Source organism: Mesorhizobium sp. C120A, from assembly GCF_030323105.1.
GTDB lineage: Bacteria > Pseudomonadota > Alphaproteobacteria > Rhizobiales > Rhizobiaceae > Mesorhizobium.
Genome location: NZ_CP100476.1, coordinates 1,626,545 through 1,643,637 on the forward strand (window position 1 = coordinate 1,626,545; position 17,093 = coordinate 1,643,637).

The following is a 17,093-nucleotide window of genomic DNA, read 5'->3' on the forward strand; positions in this document are numbered from 1 at the left end:
GAATATTAATTCCACCGTCGAGTCAATATGGAATGTTCATTCCTTCTTGAGAACCGTGATCGTGGCGTTTCGTCAGCCGAGCTCCTGCACGATGGTGTAGGGAGCGTAGCGGGCGAATTCCGCTTGCGGCACCTGGACGTCGAACAGGTCGAGGTTGCGCGTCAGGTTGGCGGGCTTGGCCGTTCCGGTCAGCACGCTGGCCACGACAGGCTCCTGCAGCGGAAACTGCAATGCAGCCGCCGCCAGCGGATATCCGCCCTCATCAGCGATTTTCTCCATCGCCCCAACACGCTCGAGTATGTCCTGCGTCGCCGGCAGATAATCGAAATGCGCGCCGTGCACCGGCCCGGTCGCCAGGATGCCGGAGTTGAAAACGCCGCCGATGATGAGCGAAGTCTGTCGCTCACGACACAGCGGCAGCAACTCGGCTTCAGCCGAGCGGTCGAGCAGCGAATAGCGGCTGGCCAGCAGGATGCAGTCGAGCGGCGCTTCGCGCAGCACGTCGAGGCAGATCTGCACCTCGTTGACGCCGAGCCCATAGGCGGAAATCACGCCGGACGTTTTAAGCTCTTCCAGCGCCTTCAAGCCGCCGTCCATCAGCTGGCGAAAGTGCAGCTTCGTCTTCTCGACGCAATGTGTGTAGGTGCCGATGTCGTGCACAAACAGGATGTCTATCCGGTTCAGCCCGAGCCGGGCATAGGAGAACTCGACCGAGCGCATGATGCCGTCATAGGAGTAGTCGTAGTCGAGCGCGAAGGGCAGCGGGTCGACATAGGAATGATCGGGAACCTGGTCTTCCGGCACCGGGCGGAACAACCGTCCGACCTTGGTCGACAGCACATAGGAATCCCGCGGCTTGTAGCGCAGGAAATCGCCGGTCCGCCGTTCCGACAGGCCGAAGCCATAGAAGGGCGCGGTGTCGAAATAGCGCAGGCCGGCATCCCAGGCTGTCTGCAGCGTCTCCATCGCCGCTTCGCGCGGACAGGCCCGGTAGAGCCCGCCGATCGCCGCCCCGCCGAAGCTTATCTCGGTTACCTCGAGCGCAGTCGTGCCGATGCGGCGTTTGTCCATCCACAGCCTCCCCTTGTGAGCCGTCTTTGCAGCCCGCTTTTTTCGTCGGTGGTTAGAGCGTCGCGCCGAGGTGCCACGGCACGAACTCGTTGTCGCCGTAGCCGAACGCCTCGCTCTTGGTCTTGCGGCCCGATGCCGTCTCGACGATGAGTTCGAAGAGTTCCCGGCCCATGCCGGCGATGGTCTTCTCACCCGAAGCGATGACGCCGCAATTGACGTCCATGTCCTCTTCCATCTGGTGGTACATGGTCGAGTTGGTGGCGACCTTGATCGACGGCGTGGGCCGGCAGCCGAAGCAGGAGCCGCGGCCGGTGGTGAAGACGATGATGTTGGCGCCGCCCGCCACCTGACCGGTCGCCGAGACCGGGTCGTAACCGGGCGTGTCCATGAACACCAAGCCACTGCCGGTGACCTTTTCGGCATAACCGAAGACGCCGTTGAGCGGAGTCTGGCCGCCTTTGGCCACGGCGCCCAGCGACTTTTCCAGGATGGTGGTCAGGCCACCGCGCTTGTTGCCGGGCGAGGGGTTGTTGTCGATCGAGGCGCCGTGCTTGGCGACATGGTCCTCCCACCATTTGACGAAACCGTCGAGCTTCTTGGCGATCTCCGGCGTTGCCGCGCGATAGGCGAGCAGATGTTCGGCGCCATAGATCTCCGTCGTCTCCGACAGGATGCCGATGCCGCCGACGCCGGCCAGGATGTCGACCGCCGCTCCCAGCGCGGGATTGGCGGTGATGCCCGACATGCCGTCGGAACCGCCGCATTGCAGGCCGACGACGATCTCCGAGACCGGGATCGGCTCGCGCTGATACTGGCCGACTTCCTCGGCGATTTCGGCGAGCACGCCCATCGCTTTTTCGACCGATTTGCGCGAACCGCCGGCGTCCTGGATGTTGAAATGGCGTTTTCCCGCCGCCGCACCTTTCTGGCCGTAAAGGGTAAGCTGGTTGACCTCGCAGCCGAGGCCGACCATCAGCGCGCCGCCGAAATTCGGGTGGCGGGTGTAGCCGGCGAGCGTGCGGTGCAGCACCATCATGCCGTCGCCGGTGCCGCTCATGCCGCAGCCCTGGCCATGGACGATCGGGACGAAGCCGTCGATCCCCGGATATTTCGGCAGCAGCACGCGGTTGGCCTCGTCGGCGATGGCGTGGCAGACGGTGGCCGAGCAATTGACGCTGGCGATGATGCCGATGAAGTTGCGGGTGCCGGCACGGCCATCGGCGCGACGATAGCCCATGAATGTCCGGGCGCGGTCAGCTTCGGTGGCGTGCTCGGCCTCGCTCGGCGGCACCACCGGCAGGCGGCCGGATTCAAAAACCAGATTGTGCGAATGGACGTGGTCGCCGGGCGCGATGTCCTGGGTGGCGCGGCCGATGGCCTGGGCATACTTGACCACCGCCTCGCCGGCGGCGATAGGCTTGATCGCCACCTTGTGGCCGGGCTCGATCAAGGCCGTGGCGACGGCGCCGCCGGGCAGAGGGGTGCCGATCTCGATGCGGCCATTGGCGACCGCGACATTGTCGGCGGGGGACAGAAGAATGCTGTTCGAGGCGTTCACGGGCAGTTTCCTGGGTCTGTTCCTGGGGATGCGCGGATTGACACGCGTCTGTTTACATATAATGTCTTTTATCGTGAAAAAACATTTGTGCGTCAATTGTTTTTTCAGGAGGAGACCATGCGTCCGATGGACGCTTGGCTTGTGGGGAGCGGCGTCTGACACGCAGAGCGTTTTGCTTTGCCGGGTGAGCGCCAGGACATATGTGATATCGCGCTTCAAGCCAGCCACAGCAAGCGCCGGCGCGCAACGGGGCAGGGATGTCGAAGAGCAACAACGTCTACAAGGACGCTTACAACAGGGGTCTGCGGCTGCTCGATGAGACGCAGAGCCTGCCGTCGGAGCCGGAGCTGGGCACTTTGCTTGGCGTCAGCCGTACCACCGTGCGCACCATTCTGGCGCGCATGGAAGAGACCGGGCTGATCGCGTGGAACAAACGCAGCAAGACAGTGCTCAGGACGCCGAAGCCGGATGATTTCTTCCCCGAGGAGGAGACAGACACACTGGCCCAGATCATCGAGCGGTCGTTTATGCGCAGGTTGCTGGCCGGCGGCGCCGAGGCCGGCATGCAGATCAACGAGCTCGAACTGGCGCGCGAGATCGGCGTCGGCACCACCAGCGTGCGAGAGTTCCTCATCCGCTTCTCCCGATTCGGCCTGATCGAGAAGCGGCGCAACAGCCACTGGGTGCTGAAAGGATTTACGCGAGCCTTCGCGCTCGAACTCACTGAAATCCGCGAGATGTTCGAGATACGCTCGGCGGCGGCCTTTGCCGCCTTGCCTGGGGACAGTCCGGTCTGGGCGGATCTCGACCGGCTGGAAGACGAGCACCGGCTTCTGGCCAGCGAAATCGCCGTCCGCTTCAACGAATTCTCTGAGCTAGACGAGCGCTTCCACCGGCTGATCCACCGGGCGTCGCACAACCGCTTCATCGTCGATTTCTACGACGTCATCGCCATGATCTTTCACTACCACTACCAGTGGAACAAGGCGCAAGAGCGCGAGCGCAACGAAGTCGCGGTGAGCGAGCATCTCGCCTACATCGCGGCGCTGAAATCGCGCGATCTCGGCAAGGTCGACGCCGCCTGCCGCAAGCATCTGAAGTCGGCACGCCACACGCTGTTGACGTCGATTCCGGAAATCGGCGGCCGCCCGGCTTCCTGAGCGCGACGTCCGAAGGGAGGTTATGCGCACAAGATCTTTGCCTATGCATGTCGTTATCCCAAACCGCAGCGCACTTTTTGGCGACATGGATTGAACGCGCCGCGTTGCCGCAGCGATGATTTGGCGATTTTCCGCCGACATGCCGCGTGCTAGATATCCAAGCGTTGCTGCGTGAAGAGGCAGGTCTTTGGACTTCCGGCGTAAGAGATGGAGCATGACGGCCGCCTTTGTCGCGGCCTGTGTGCTGCTGCTCCAGTCGACGCTCGGCGTGTTTGCCTTCGGCATTGCGCCGGATGCCTCGCAACTCGACGTTTTCGGCAACGTCATCTGTACACATGAGGGGGCGGTCCAGCTTCCCGGCGGCGATCCGCACCAGCAGCATATGCCGGCGTGCTGCATGCTCGGCTGCAGCATGGCCTCCGTCGCCTATGCGCCGCCGGCAGGCGTCGGCCTGGTGCCGGTCAGCCAGTACTTGGAAACAGTCGCTTTTGCCCCGCCGGCAGTCAGGCATCCCGACGTCACGCGCGAGCGCTCTCCGGCCAATCCGCGCGCGCCGCCGCTTGCGGGCTGAAAACCGCCGCTCGCTTTGCGTAACCTGCGCAGGCGATAATCATCCAATGACAAACACGTTCGCAGCCCGACAACGGCGCGACCTTATATTCATGGAGCCTACCCATGTTCCGTTTTCTTCGTGCCGGCGCGTTGCACCGCAGCACCCGTTTATTCAGCACTATCGAGCAGCGTCTCGGCAGCGCCCTGTTCGCCTTTGCACTGTTGTTCGTCGGCTCCCATTCCGTCCTTGCGCATGAATTCAAGGCCGGTGACATCGAGATCAAGCATCCCTGGTCGCGCGCCACGCCGGCCGGCGCCAAGGTTGCCGGCGGCTATTTCACCATCGTCAACAAGGGCAGCGCGCCGGACCGGCTGCTGTCGATTGCCTCCGATATTTCGGGCAAGGCCGAACTGCATGAAATGGGAGTCAAAGACGGCGTCATGACCATGCGCCCGGTCAGTGGCGGCCTGGATATCCCGGCGGGCGGCAAGATCACGCTGGGTCCCGGCGCCTACCACGTGATGTTCATGGATTTGAAGCAGCCGCCTAAAGAAGGCCAGATGTTTGCCGCCACGCTGACTTTCGAGAAGGCCGGAACCGTGACCGTCGAGTTTGCCGTGCAAGCCATAGGCAGCGCGCCACCCCTCGAAGACAACGACTGACCAATCAATTTGCCAACCGATTTTTCGAGAGGGACCATCATGAACAAGTATCTTTTGCCGGCCGCTGCATTTCTTGTCCTGGGGACGAGCGCTGCCTTCGGCCATATCACGCTCGAAACCCAGGAAGCGCCGGTCGGTTCGACCTACAAGGCCGTGCTGCGCGTGCCGCATGGCTGCGAAGGCAAGGCGACGATTGCCGTGCGCGTGCAGATCCCGGAAGGGGTGATCGGGGTGAAGCCGATGCCCAAGCCCGGCTGGACGCTGCAGGTCAAGAAAGGCAAGTACGAGAAATCCTACCAGCTCTATGGCGAGGCGGTGACCTCGGGCGTCAAGGAAGTCGACTGGAGCGGCGGCAGCCTGCCGGATGAATTTTATGACGAGTTCGTCTTCCGCGGCACGTTGGCCGCCGATCTGCCGGCCGGGCAAAAACTCTATTTTCCGGTGGTGCAGGAATGCGATGGCGCCACCACGCGTTGGATAGAGATTCCGGCGGCTGGTCAGGATGAGGATGCGCTGGAAGATCCGGCGCCCGGCCTCAACCTGCTGCCGAAGAAATGATGCATTGGCGGCGCGCTGCTTCGAAGCGGCGCGCCACTGTTTTGGTGGATGGCATGAACGTGGCCTGTTTCCAGCGGATGGAACGGACAGCCGGCAGGTGCTTCGGCCTGCTGGCCGCGATCCTGCTGCTTGCCGTCCTTGCCACGCCAAACCAGGCCTTTGCCCATGCGGCGCTGATCAAGGCCGAGCCTGCCGACGGCGCGGTTCTGGAGCGAGCGCCGACGCAATTTTCGCTGACCTTCAGCGAGCCTGTGTCGCCGCTGGTGCTGACCTTGGTGCGGCCCGACGGTACGCCTGTCGCTTTGACCTCGTTTCGGTTGAGCGACCAAACGGTTGAGATCGACAATCCACAAAAGCTCGGGCCGGGCACCCATGTCTTGAGCTGGCGGGTGATTTCCGCCGATGGCCATCCGGTCGGCGGCTCGGTGCTGTTTTCCGTTGGCGCGCCAAGTGCGGCGCCGGCGGTGGGGGAAGCTGTCGATATAGATTTGCGGTCAGCGATCTGGACCGGCAAGGTTCTTCTCTACATCGGGCTTTTCCTCGGCATTGGCGGCGCCTTCGCGCTGACATGGCTGGCGCAAGGCCAGCGCTCAGGCCAGCGCTTCGTCATTGCCGCCATCCTGTGCGGGCTGGTCGCAGCACCCCTGTCGCTCGGGTTCCAGGGGCTGGACGCGCTGGGCGCGCCACTCGCCCGGCTGGCGCAACCGGTGGTCTGGCGGACGGCGCTTGGCACCAGCTTCGGCTGGACGGTGCTGATTTCGCTGGCGGCGCTCGGGCTTGGCCTGCTGTCGTTGGTCGGATCGCGTGCTGGCGCCAGGCCGTTGGCGCTCGCCGGGCTGGCCGGTGTGGGTGCAGCCCTTGCCGCCAGCGGCCATGCCAGTGCAGCCGAACCGCAATGGCTGACGCGGCCTATGGTGTTCCTGCATGGCGCCGGCATCGCTTTCTGGGCTGGAGCATTGCTGCCGCTCGGCCTGGCGTTGAGCAGCCAATCGGTGGAAGCCGGGGCGTTCCTGCGGCGGTTTTCGCGCGCGATCATGCCCGTGGTGGTAGTGCTTGCCGCCGCCGGTGTGGTGCTCGCCATCATCCAGGTGCAGACACCGGCGGCACTGGTCAACACCGCCTATGGCCGGCTGCTGCTGATCAAGCTGGCGCTGCTGGTGTTTCTGTTCACGCTGGCGGCGGTCAATCGATGGCGGCTCACCGCCTTGGCCGAGGCCGGAGCGACGGAAGTGCGGCGACGGCTTAGCCGCTCGATCTCAGTCGAAATGCTGATCGTGCTCCTGATCTTCGGCGTTGCCGCCGGCTGGCGCTTCACGCCGCCGCCACGGGCCCTGGCAATCGCCGCGGCACAACCGACGTCGGCCCATATCCACACTATGAAGGCGATGGCCGACATCGACATCACGCCCGGCCATACCGGGGAGGTCACCGCCTCCATCGTCATCATGGATGGCGATTTCGGCCCGCTCGACGCCAAGGAAGTGACGCTGGTGCTGTCCAAGCCCGATTCGGGGATCGAGCCGATCAAGCGTCCGGCGACCAAGCCAGGCGACGGCACCTGGCGGGTCGATAATCTCGTCATTCCGATTCCAGGCCGCTGGACGGCGCGGCTCGATATTCTGGTTTCGGATTTCGAAGTGATAAAGATCGAAGCGCCGATCGATATCCGCGCCGAGTGATATTCAGCCCGCCCGCGAAGGACGCTCAGCCGAGTTCCTGGGCTAACCCGATGAGATGCCCTTCCGGCCCGCGGATGTAGCAGAGCCGATACACGTCCTCGTAACGGACGACTTCACCGACCAGCTGCGCGCCACGCTTGCGGAGCCTTTCAAGCGTGTCGTCGATGTCGTCCACGGTAAACATGACGCGCAGGTAGCCCAAGGCATTGACCGGGGCGTTGCGGTGATCGGCAACGACAGGCGGCGTGAGGAAGCGGGAGAGCTCGAGCCGGCTATGACCGTCCGGTGTGCGCATCATGGCAATCTCGACGTGCTGATCGCCGAGCCCGGTGACACGTCCGGCCCACTCGCCTTCGATCGTCGCCCGCCCTTCCAGTTCGAGGCCGAGCTCGCGAAAGAAAGCAACTGTCTCGTCGAGGTCCTCGACGACGATTCCGACATTGTCCATCCGTTTGACTGCCATATGTCCAACCTATCGCCATATGTTCGATCGGCAAGGCGTCGCCTGGTCACCAACTGACCCTTCCTGACTCGGTCTGACACAACGCAGACGCAACACAATTCGGCGAGGCGGTTGACGTGGCGCGAAAGGCCCGTCAATCATCTCGCCGAAAAATGGGCATCCCGAAAAACGCGGCCTCAACAAAATCCGAAAGCAGGGAAGAAACGATGGAAAAAGCCGAAATCGGCCTGATCGGCCTTGGCACAATGGGCTCCAACCTCGCGCTCAACATTGCCGAGCACGGGCACCGCATCGCCGTCTTCAACCGCACCAAGGCGCGCACCGATGCCTTCCTCGAAGGCGCCGGTTCGCTCAGGGACATGGTGGTGCCCTGCTACAGCCTGGAGGAACTGGCAGCTGCGATCAAGCCGCCGCGCCCGGTCATCATCATGGTGCTGGCCGGCAAGCCGGTCGACGAACAGATCGAAGCGCTGCGCGGCGTGTTGTCTGACAACGATATCGTCATCGATGCCGGCAACGCCAATTTCCGCGATACGATGCGGCGCTTTTCGGAACTGTCGGGCTCGGGTCTCACCTTCATCGGCATGGGCGTATCCGGCGGCGAGGAAGGCGCGCGCCACGGGCCGTCGATCATGGTCGGCGGCACCGAAGACTCTTGGAAGCGCGTCGAACGCGTGCTGACCGCGATCTCGGCCAAGTTCAAGGATGAACCGTGCGCTGCCTGGCTCGGCACAGACGGCGCCGGGCATTTCGTGAAAACCATCCACAACGGCATCGAATATGCCGACATGCAGATGATCGCCGAGATCTACGGTATCCTGCGTGACGGTCTCGGCATGGGGCCGAAGGAGATCGGCAAGGTCTTCGAGGACTGGAACAAGGGCCGGCTCGATTCGTATCTGATCGAGATCACCGCCAAGGTGCTGGCCGCCGACGATGCAAAGACCGGCAAGCCGGTGGTCGACATCATCCTCGACCGTGCCGGCCAGAAGGGCACCGGCAAATGGTCTGTCATCGAGGCGCAGCAGCTCGGCATTCCGGCGACGGCCATCGAGGCGGCGGTGGCGGCCCGCGTGCTGTCCTCGATCAAGGATGAGCGGCAGGCGGCCGAAAAAGCCTATGGCAATATCGGCGTCACCAAGATCTCCGGCGACAAGGCGGCACTTCTGAAAGACCTGGAGCTGGCGCTGCTCGCCGGCAAGATCGCCGCCTATGCACAAGGTTTCGCGGTGATGAGCGCCGCCTCGAAGGAGTTCAACTGGAACTTGCCGATGCCGACCATCGCCAAGATCTGGCGTGCCGGCTGTATTATCCGCTCGCAGATGCTCGACACCATGGCGGAAGCCTTCGGCTCGGGCGGCGCGTCCACCAACCTTTTGATGGCGCCGGCTTTCACCACCATGATGCAGGAGGCGCATCCGTCGCTCCGGCGCATCGTCGCAAGAGCGTCGGAGGCCGGTTCGCCCGTGCCGGCGCTGGCGTCGGCGCTTGCCTATTTCGACAGCTACCGCCAGGGCCGCGGCACCTCGAACCTGATCCAGGCGCAGCGCGACTTCTTCGGCGCGCATGGCTTCGAGCGGATCGGCGAGCAGGGCGCTTTCCATGGGCCATGGGGAAGTGGAGCGGCCGGATAGGGTCAGGTGAGGCGGACCTCTCAGGTCGTGCCAGTCAGCCCTGATACGCGACGACGTCGCCCGGCTTGACCACAGTCTGCAAAGAGCCAGGTGCCGCGCCGCCTATCCAGCCCAGCACGGCGCGGGCAAGCTCGGTGCCGGCGAGGCGGAAATCTTCGTTGACGATCAGCAACTCCCGGCGGAACAGATGCAGCAGTTCCGACGATTGCTTGGACACGACATCGACGTCGCGGCCGAGTTTCAGGCCGGCATCCTCGATGCCGGCGACGATGGCCAGCGTTGCTGCGGCGGCGCTGCTGACGAAACCGTCCGGCCTGACGTCGCGGCGCATCAACTGCGCGGTCCGCGTCCTGATCTGATCGATCGACTGGTCGATCGAAACAGCGTTGAACGGCACTTCGCTGGCGTCGACCTCGCTCAGTGCGTCGGCAAAGCCATTGACCGTGTGGTCGTAATAGGTGAGCCCGACCGGCGGCGCTACCAGCGCCAGCCGGTGCCGGCCGACGCTGGCCAGATGGCGCACCGCTTCGGCGGCGAAGGCGTAATTGTCGAAGTCGTGATAGGGGTGGACAAGCCCCATATCGGTGCGGCCATGCGTGGCAAAGGGTATGCCACGCTCCAGCATGTAGCGGGCGCGCGGATCGTTGGGCTGCGTGCGTGAGATGATGACGCCATCGGCCGAGCCGGACTCGACCAGATACTTTACCGGGTCCAGCGGATCCTGCGAGCGCGAGTAGGGCGTGACGATCAGGTGATAGGGTGTGTCGGCAATGACCTCCGAGACGCCGTAGATGATGTCCGAGACAAAGCTCATGATCTCGCGCTCGGTATTGAGCACGAGGCTGATAACATTGGTCTTGCCAGTCCGCAGGCGCACGCCGGCGCGGTTCGGCCGGTAGCCGATCTGCCTGGCGACGAGTTGAACCCGCCGCCTGGTCTCGGCGCCGATCTCGGGTGCATCCTTGAGCGCGCGCGAGACGGTGGTGACGCCGAGCCCGGTCATGAAGGCAAGCGTTTTCAGCGTCGGCCGCTCATGCGCCGACGCCTCGTCGTCCTTCTCCGTCTGGTCCCTGTCCATTCGTCCCGCCCCGTCAGGCGCATAGCAGCCGCCGGACCAGCCGACAATCGCTTCGATGACGATGTGGCACGGTTCTTCGCCGTCAGGCCTCAATATACTGAAACGTTACAGATTTCCAACATCGCAGCGCGTGGGTCTCTCAAGCCATGGTTTTGGCAGGGTTTTGGCGGCCAGAAACGTTGCGCGACAATCAGGTTCGAGACGGTTTTCTTGCGCTGCAGCATGATTTTGCAGCGCAGCACCCGGTTTTGCGCGGAGTTTGCCGGTTTGCACGCAACGAATTTGTTCGCGCCTCGAAAAAACATTCGAGCGCGTTTATCTCAGGGGTTGCACGCACCGCATAATTGCCGTATCGAAAATCTGTAACGTTTCAGATTCTGGGAGGAACCGAAATGCGCTATAGACTTTTGACCGCTGCCCTTGCCGCGACGGCCGCGCTTCAGCTTGCCGACCCGGCGGCCGCCACCGACCTGGAAGTGACCCATTGGTGGACTTCGGGCGGCGAGGCGGCGGCGGTTGCGGAATTCGCCAAGGCCTTCGACGCGACCGGCAATCACTGGGTCGACGGCGCCATTGCCGGATCCGGCGGCACGGCACGGCCGATCATGATCAGCCGCATCACCGGCGGCGATCCGATGGGCGCCACCCAGTTCAATCACGGCCGGCAGGCCGAAGAACTGGTGCAGGCCGGCCTGATGCGCGACCTCACCGATGTCGCCACCAAGGGCAAGTGGACGGAAATCGTGCGGCCGAAGAGCCTGCTCGACAGTTGCACCATAGACGGCAAGATCTACTGCGTGCCGGTCAATATCCACTCCTGGCAGTGGTTGTGGCTGTCGAACGAAGCCTTCGAGAAGGCCGGCGTGCCGCTGCCGAAGGACTGGAATGAATTCGTGGCGGCAGCACCCGCCCTGGAAAAGGCGGGCATCATCCCGCTCGCTGTCGGCGGACAGGCCTGGCAATCTTCCGGCGCCTTCGATGTGCTGCTGGCGGCGGTCGGCGGCACCGATGCATTCCTCAAGGTCTACAAGGACAAGGACGCCAAGTTCGCCGCTGGGCCCGAGATCGCCAAGGTCTTCAAGGCCGCCGACGATGCCCGCAAGATGGCGAAGAACACCAATGTGCAGGACTGGAACCAGGCGACCAATCTGGTCATCACCGGCAAGGCCGGCGGCCAGATCATGGGTGACTGGGCGCAAGGCGAGTTCCAGGTTGCCGGCAAGGTCGCCGGCAAGGACTATGCCTGCCTGCCGGGCCTCGGTCTGAACGAAGTTATCGCCACCGGCGGCGACGCCTTCTATTTCCCGCTGCTCAAGGATGCCGACAAGTCCAAGGCGCAGGAGGTGTTGGCAGAGACGCTGCTCGACCCTAAGACTCAGGTCGCCTTCAATCTCAAGAAGGGCTCGCTGCCGGTGCGCGGTGACGTCGATCTCAATGCGGCGAACGACTGCATGAAGAAGGGTCTGGCCATCCTCGCCAAGGGCGCCGTCATCCCGTGGACGGACCAACTGCTTTCGCAGGATACCCAGAAGCAGAAGGAAGATCTCTTCGCCGAATTCTTCGCCAAGCCGGACCTGACCATCGAAGACGCGCAGAAGCGCTTCGCCGACCTCATCGCTTCGGCAGACTGACGTTGGAGGCAATACACCTCGCTCCCGGCCTTGCGAAAGCAGGGCCGGGATCGCACCGCCCTTACCCAGCCGGCTGACGAGATGAGCAAGAGCGAACGCCCCAACCCGCTGTTCCGCAACATCAATGCGAAGGTCGCCTCGATCCCGATGATCCTCACCGCGTCGGTGGTTTTCGTCGGCGGCACCGTCTGGACGGTGTTCTATTCCTTTACCAATTCGAAGCTGCTGCCACGGCTGAATTTCGCCGGGCTCGATCAGTATTACCGGCTGTGGGCGACGCCGCGCTGGCTGATCTCGATCGAGAACCTTTTGATCTACGGCGCGATCTCGCTCGTGTTCTCACTGGTCATCGGCTTCCTGCTTGCAGCGCTTCTCGACCAGAAGATCCGTTTCGAGGACACGTTCCGCACCATCTTCCTCTATCCGTTCGCGCTTTCCTTCATCGTCACCGGCCTGGTCTGGCAGTGGCTGCTCAATCCGGATTTCGGCATCCAGCATGTGGTGCGGGACCTCGGCTGGACGAGCTTCAACTTCGACCCGCTCTACAATTCCAGCATCGTCATCTACGGCATTTCGATTGCGGCGCTGTGGCAAGGCACCGGGCTCATCATGTGCCTGATGCTGGCCGGCCTGCGCGGCATCGACGAGGACATCTGGAAGGCAGCGCGGGTAGACGGGATCCCGATGTGGAAGACCTATCTGTTCATCGTCATCCCGATGATGCGGCCGGTTTTCATCACCACGCTGGTCATCATCGCGTCGGGCATCGTCAAGGTCTACGACCTCGTTGTCGCCCAGACCAGCGGCGGCCCCGGAATCGCCTCCGAAGTGCCGGCCAAATATGTCTATGACTACATGTTCTTCGCACAGAATCTTGGCCAGGGCTTTGCCGCCTCGACCATGATGCTGCTCTCGGTGGTGATCGTCGTCGTGCCGTGGGCCTACCTTGAATTTGGAGGCAGGAAGCGTGGCTGACCCGGCCGTCCCTTTGCCCGCCAGCGCGGGTGCCGCCGAGCGCGAAGCCTCCGGGCCGCGCGGGCCGAAGCCGCGGCATGTCTTCTCGCGCCGCAATATCTTCCTCTATGGCACGCTGATCGTGGTGGCGGTCTACTATCTGCTGCCGCTCTACGTGATGGTGGTCACCTCGCTTAAGGGCATGCCCGAGATACGGATGGGCAATATCTTCTCGCCGCCGCTCGAAATCACGTTCGAACCGTGGGTGAAGGCGTGGGCGACGGCCTGCACCGGCCTCAATTGCGACGGGCTTTCGCGGGGCTTCTGGAATTCGGTGCGCATCACTGTGCCGTCAGTGCTGCTGTCGATCGCGATCGCCTCGGTGAACGGCTATGCGCTGGCCAACTGGCGCTTCAAGGGCGCCGACACATTCTTCGTCATCCTGATCGTCGGCGCCTTCATCCCTTATCAGGTGATGATCTATCCGATCGTCATCATCCTGCGCGAGATCGGCCTCTACGGCAGCCTCAGCGGCCTGGTGATCGTCCATTCCATATTCGGCATGCCGATCCTCACGCTTTTGTTCCGCAACTATTTTGCCTCGATGCCGGAAGAGCTGTTCAGGGCGGCACGGGTCGACGGCGCCGGCTTCTGGGGCATCTTCCTGCGGATCATGGCGCCGATGTCGCTGCCGATCTTCGTCGTCGCCATCATCCTGCAGGTGACCGGCATCTGGAACGACTTCCTGTTCGGCGTCGTCTACACCCGCCCCGACACCTATCCGATGACGGTGCAGCTCAACAACATCGTCAATTCGGTGCAAGGCGTGAAGGAGTACAACGTCAACATGGCCGCCACCATCCTGACCGGCCTTGTGCCACTCATCGTATACTTCATTTCCGGCAAGCTTTTCGTGCGCGGCATCGCCGCCGGTGCGGTGAAAGGGTGATGGCGATGACGGCAGCCAACGGCACCAGCGTTTCGATCCAGGACCTGTCCCTAAATTTCGGCTCTGTATCGGTGCTGCAGACCCTCAATCTCGAGGTCGCAGAGGGCGAGTTCATCGTGCTGCTCGGTCCCTCGGGCTGCGGCAAGTCGACCTTGCTCAACTGCATCGCCGGGCTGCTCGATATTTCCGAAGGCCGCATCTTCATCAAGGGCAAGAACGTCACCTGGGAGGAGCCCAAGGATCGCGGCATCGGCATGGTGTTCCAGTCCTATGCGCTTTATCCGCAAATGACGGTGGAGAAGAACCTGTCGTTCGGCCTGCGCGTTGCCGGCGTGCCCAGGGATGAGATCGCCAAGCGCATCGCACGCGCCGCCGAGATCCTGCAGATCGAGCCGCTTTTGCAGCGCAAGCCCGCGGCCTTGTCCGGCGGCCAACGCCAGCGCGTGGCGATCGGGCGGGCGCTGGTGCGCGACGTCGATGTCTTCCTGTTCGACGAGCCACTATCCAATCTCGACGCCAAGCTGCGCTCGGAACTGCGCGTCGAAATCAAGCTTCTGCATCGCAAGCTGCAGAACACCATGATCTACGTCACCCACGACCAGATCGAGGCGATGACGCTGGCCGACCGTATCGCGGTCATGCGCGGCGGCGTCATCCAGCAGCTCGACGCGCCGCAGACGATCTACAACCGGCCGGTCAACCGGTTTGTCGCCGGCTTCCTCGGCTCGCCGGCGATGAATTTCCTCGAAGGGGAGCTGGAGGCCAATGCTGCTCCAGTGTTCAGGACCGACGGTGTTTCGGTGCCGCTCGATCGCTATACCTTTGACGGCACGGAGCGCCCGGCCGGCGCTTGCGTGCTGGGCATCCGGCCTGAACATATCGCTTTCGGTGACGCGGCGAAGTCGATGCCGTTTTCCGCCGGCGGTTCGGTCGAGATCGTGGAGCCGATGGGTTCCGACACGCTGGTGTGGACCAAGCTTGCCGGCCGCAACCTCTCCTTCCGCGTCGAGGCGGAACGGACGCTGCGCAGCGGCGATCCGATCCAGTTCGGTTTCGATCCGGCGCGCGCCTCGCTGTTCGACGCTGCGACCGGCAATCGCCTGTGACCCTCTAGAATCATCCGCAAACCATCCTCCCAAGAACGATCCCCCTAAAACGATCTCGCGAAAACGATCCCCCGAAAACATCCCCAAGCCTTAACCACCCAAGAAACGGACAGAGACGATGAACTGGTCATTCCAACTCTACAGCGCCCGCAATTTCCAGCCGTGGGACGGCATCCTGAAAATGCTTGGTAAGCTCGGCTACAACGAAGTCGAAGGTTTCGGCGGCGTCTATGACGACCCCAAGGCGTTCCGCGCCGAACTCGACAAGAACGGGCTTTCGATGCCGACCGGACATTTCTCGATCGATGCGCTGGAGAATGATTTCGACGGCGTACGCAAAACAGCCGACGCACTCGGCATCACGCTCGTCATCTGTCCCTATCTGCTGGCCGAGCAGCGGCCGGCCGACGCTGCCGGCTGGCGCGGCTTTGGCGAGCGTCTGGCCAAGGTCGGCGAGACCGCAAAAAAAGCCGGCTACGGCTTTGCCTGGCACAACCATGATTTCGAGTTCAAGACACTCGCCGACGGCTCGGTGCCGCAGGATCACATCCTGTCGGCTGCGCCCGACATCGGCTGGGAGATGGACGTCGCCTGGGTAATCCGCGGCGGCGTTGATCCGCTGCCGTGGATCGAAAAGCACGGCAAGCGCATCAGCGCCGTCCATGTCAAGGACATGGCCAAGTCAGGCGAAGGCCTTGACGAGGACGGCTGGGCGGATGTCGGCCACGGCACCATCGACTGGGCCGGCCTGATCAAGACACTTCGGGCGAAGAGCGCGGCCAAATATTACGTCATGGAACAGGACAACCCCAACGACATCGAGCGCTTCGCCAGCCGCTCGCTCGCATCCGTCAAGGCTTACTAGGAACAATCATCATGGCAAAGAAACTGGGTATCGGCGTCATCGGCTGCGGCAACATCTCGAAAGCGTATTTCTCGCTGGCGCCTCTGTTTCGCGGCATCGAGATGCGCGCCTGCGCCGACATCAACATGGACGCGGCCAAGGCACGGGCGAAGGAGTTCAAGCTGCGCGCCGAGACCGTCGAAGAACTGCTCAAGGATGACGAGATCGACATCATCGTCAACCTCACCATCCCGGCGGTGCACTACGGGGTGTCGAAGCAGATCCTCGATGCCGGCAAGCACGTCTATTCGGAAAAGCCGTTCGTGCTGTCGGTCAAGGAAGGCCTCGACCTCAAGAGCCGGGCCGAGAAGAAAGGGCTGCGCATCGGTTCGGCTCCGGACACTTTCCTCGGCGGCGCGCACCAGCTGGTGCGCAACCTCATCGACACCGGCGCGCTCGGCAAGATCACCAGCGGCACCTGTCATGTGATGGGCCACGGCATGGAGCACTGGCACCCCAATCCCGATTTCTTCTTCCAGCCGGGCGCCGGGCCGGTGCTCGACATCGGGCCTTACTATATCACCAACCTGATCCAGCTGATCGGGCCGGTGAAGCAGGTGGCGGCCTTCGCGACGACGCCTGCCAAGGAACGCACGATCTCGTCGAAACCGCGCGCGGGCGAAAAAATCCCGGTCAACACGCCGACGACGATCCACGGCCTGCTGGAGTTCGAGAACGGCGCCGTGGTCACGCTCAACACCAGCTGGGACGTCTGGGCGCATGGTCATGCGCCGATGGAACTCTATGGCGAAACGGGCACGGTGTTTGTGCCGGATCCGAATTTCTTCGGTGGCGACGTGCGCATAACCGAGGCGGCAAAACCGGTGAAGAAACTGCCGAAATGGCAGCATCCGTTCGGCGTGCCCAACGAAATGCACGGCCAGGGCATGATGGCCAACTACCGCACAGCAGGCCTTGCCGACATGGCGCTGGCGATCGCCGAGGGCCGGCCGCATCGTTGCTCGATGGAGCTCGCGCTGCATGCCGTCGACGTCATGACCGGCCTGTTGCGGTCGGGCGAGACCGGCAAGTTCGTCGCCATGCAGACCAGCTGCGAGCGGCCAGCTGCACTCGGCGTCAAGGACGCAAAAGGACTGTTGGCGAAGCAGAAATGAGGTAGAAGGGTGTCGGCG

Annotated in this window: 16 protein-coding genes; 12 read left to right on the plus strand and 4 right to left on the minus strand. The window is 63.0% G+C overall.

From position 1 onward, the window contains the following. Positions 1-72 precede the first annotated feature (72 nt). Complete coding sequence (locus NL532_RS08000) at positions 73-1,071, minus strand: aldo/keto reductase (protein ID WP_023828311.1); 999 nt, start codon at positions 1,069-1,071, stop codon at positions 73-75. A 52-nt stretch (positions 1,072-1,123) separates the two neighbouring features. Next, positions 1,124-2,629 carry a UxaA family hydrolase gene (locus NL532_RS08005; protein ID WP_023683018.1) on the minus strand — a complete coding sequence of 502 codons (1,506 nt, stop codon included), beginning with the start codon at positions 2,627-2,629 and terminating at the stop codon, positions 1,124-1,126. Positions 2,630-2,886: 257 nt separating this feature from the next. On the opposite strand from NL532_RS08005, the gene NL532_RS08010 reads away from it, so the two are divergent. The 5 genes from NL532_RS08010 (at position 2,887) to NL532_RS08030 (ending at position 7,241) form a co-directional block, all read left to right on the plus strand. After that, positions 2,887-3,789 (plus strand): GntR family transcriptional regulator, encoded by a 903-nt coding sequence (locus tag NL532_RS08010; RefSeq protein ID WP_023683019.1) that lies wholly within the window; start codon positions 2,887-2,889, stop codon positions 3,787-3,789. Positions 3,790-4,003: 214 nt separating this feature from the next. Beyond that, positions 4,004-4,360, plus strand: a complete 357-nt coding sequence (locus NL532_RS08015) for a DUF2946 family protein (RefSeq protein ID WP_023828312.1) — start codon at positions 4,004-4,006, stop codon at positions 4,358-4,360. A gap of 104 nt (positions 4,361-4,464) precedes the next feature. Next, positions 4,465-5,004: a copper chaperone PCu(A)C gene (locus tag NL532_RS08020; RefSeq protein ID WP_023698175.1), complete on the plus strand. Its 540-nt coding sequence runs from the start codon at positions 4,465-4,467 to the stop codon at positions 5,002-5,004. Positions 5,005-5,043: 39 nt separating this feature from the next. Then, a complete protein-coding gene (locus tag NL532_RS08025; protein ID WP_023683022.1) occupies positions 5,044-5,562 on the plus strand; it encodes a YcnI family copper-binding membrane protein in 519 nt (172 codons plus the stop codon). 53 nt (positions 5,563-5,615) lie between these two features. Then, positions 5,616-7,241, plus strand: a complete 1,626-nt coding sequence (locus NL532_RS08030; RefSeq protein WP_023828313.1) for a copper resistance CopC/CopD family protein — start codon at positions 5,616-5,618, stop codon at positions 7,239-7,241. 25 nt (positions 7,242-7,266) lie between these two features. On the opposite strand, the gene NL532_RS08035 is transcribed toward NL532_RS08030, so the two are convergent. Then, entirely contained in the window at positions 7,267-7,704 is a 438-nt protein-coding gene (locus tag NL532_RS08035) for a VOC family protein (protein ID WP_023733615.1), read from the minus strand. A 206-nt stretch (positions 7,705-7,910) separates the two neighbouring features. On the opposite strand from NL532_RS08035, the gene gnd reads away from it, so the two are divergent. Then, complete coding sequence (gene gnd / locus NL532_RS08040; protein WP_023828314.1) at positions 7,911-9,338, plus strand: NADP-dependent phosphogluconate dehydrogenase; 1,428 nt, start codon at positions 7,911-7,913, stop codon at positions 9,336-9,338. A gap of 34 nt (positions 9,339-9,372) precedes the next feature. Here the strand turns inward: gnd and NL532_RS08045 are convergent, their stop codons facing one another. Then, entirely contained in the window at positions 9,373-10,416 is a 1,044-nt protein-coding gene (locus NL532_RS08045; RefSeq protein ID WP_023828315.1) for a LacI family transcriptional regulator, read from the minus strand. Positions 10,417-10,808: 392 nt separating this feature from the next. Between NL532_RS08045 and NL532_RS08050 the strand changes: the two genes are divergently transcribed. The 6 genes from NL532_RS08050 to NL532_RS08075 all read left to right on the plus strand — a co-directional run bounded on the left by NL532_RS08050 (position 10,809) and on the right by NL532_RS08075 (position 17,075). After that, on the plus strand, positions 10,809-12,047 hold the full coding sequence (locus NL532_RS08050) for an ABC transporter substrate-binding protein (protein WP_023804596.1): 1,239 nt from the start codon (positions 10,809-10,811) through the stop codon (positions 12,045-12,047). 81 nt (positions 12,048-12,128) lie between these two features. Beyond that, complete coding sequence (locus NL532_RS08055) at positions 12,129-13,022, plus strand: carbohydrate ABC transporter permease (RefSeq protein WP_023683029.1); 894 nt, start codon at positions 12,129-12,131, stop codon at positions 13,020-13,022. Beyond that, a complete protein-coding gene (locus NL532_RS08060; protein WP_023669802.1) occupies positions 13,015-13,950 on the plus strand; it encodes a carbohydrate ABC transporter permease in 936 nt (311 codons plus the stop codon). The genes NL532_RS08055 and NL532_RS08060 overlap by 8 nt, the downstream gene beginning before the upstream one ends. A 5-nt stretch (positions 13,951-13,955) precedes the next feature. Beyond that, positions 13,956-15,056, plus strand: coding sequence for an ABC transporter ATP-binding protein (locus NL532_RS08065; RefSeq protein ID WP_023704231.1), 1,101 nt, complete (start codon positions 13,956-13,958; stop codon positions 15,054-15,056). 118 nt (positions 15,057-15,174) lie between these two features. Next, positions 15,175-15,921, plus strand: a complete 747-nt coding sequence (locus NL532_RS08070; RefSeq protein ID WP_023828316.1) for a sugar phosphate isomerase/epimerase family protein — start codon at positions 15,175-15,177, stop codon at positions 15,919-15,921. A gap of 11 nt (positions 15,922-15,932) precedes the next feature. Then, positions 15,933-17,075 (plus strand): Gfo/Idh/MocA family protein, encoded by a 1,143-nt coding sequence (locus tag NL532_RS08075; protein WP_023700131.1) that lies wholly within the window; start codon positions 15,933-15,935, stop codon positions 17,073-17,075. The last annotated feature ends 18 nt before the right edge of the window (positions 17,076-17,093 follow it).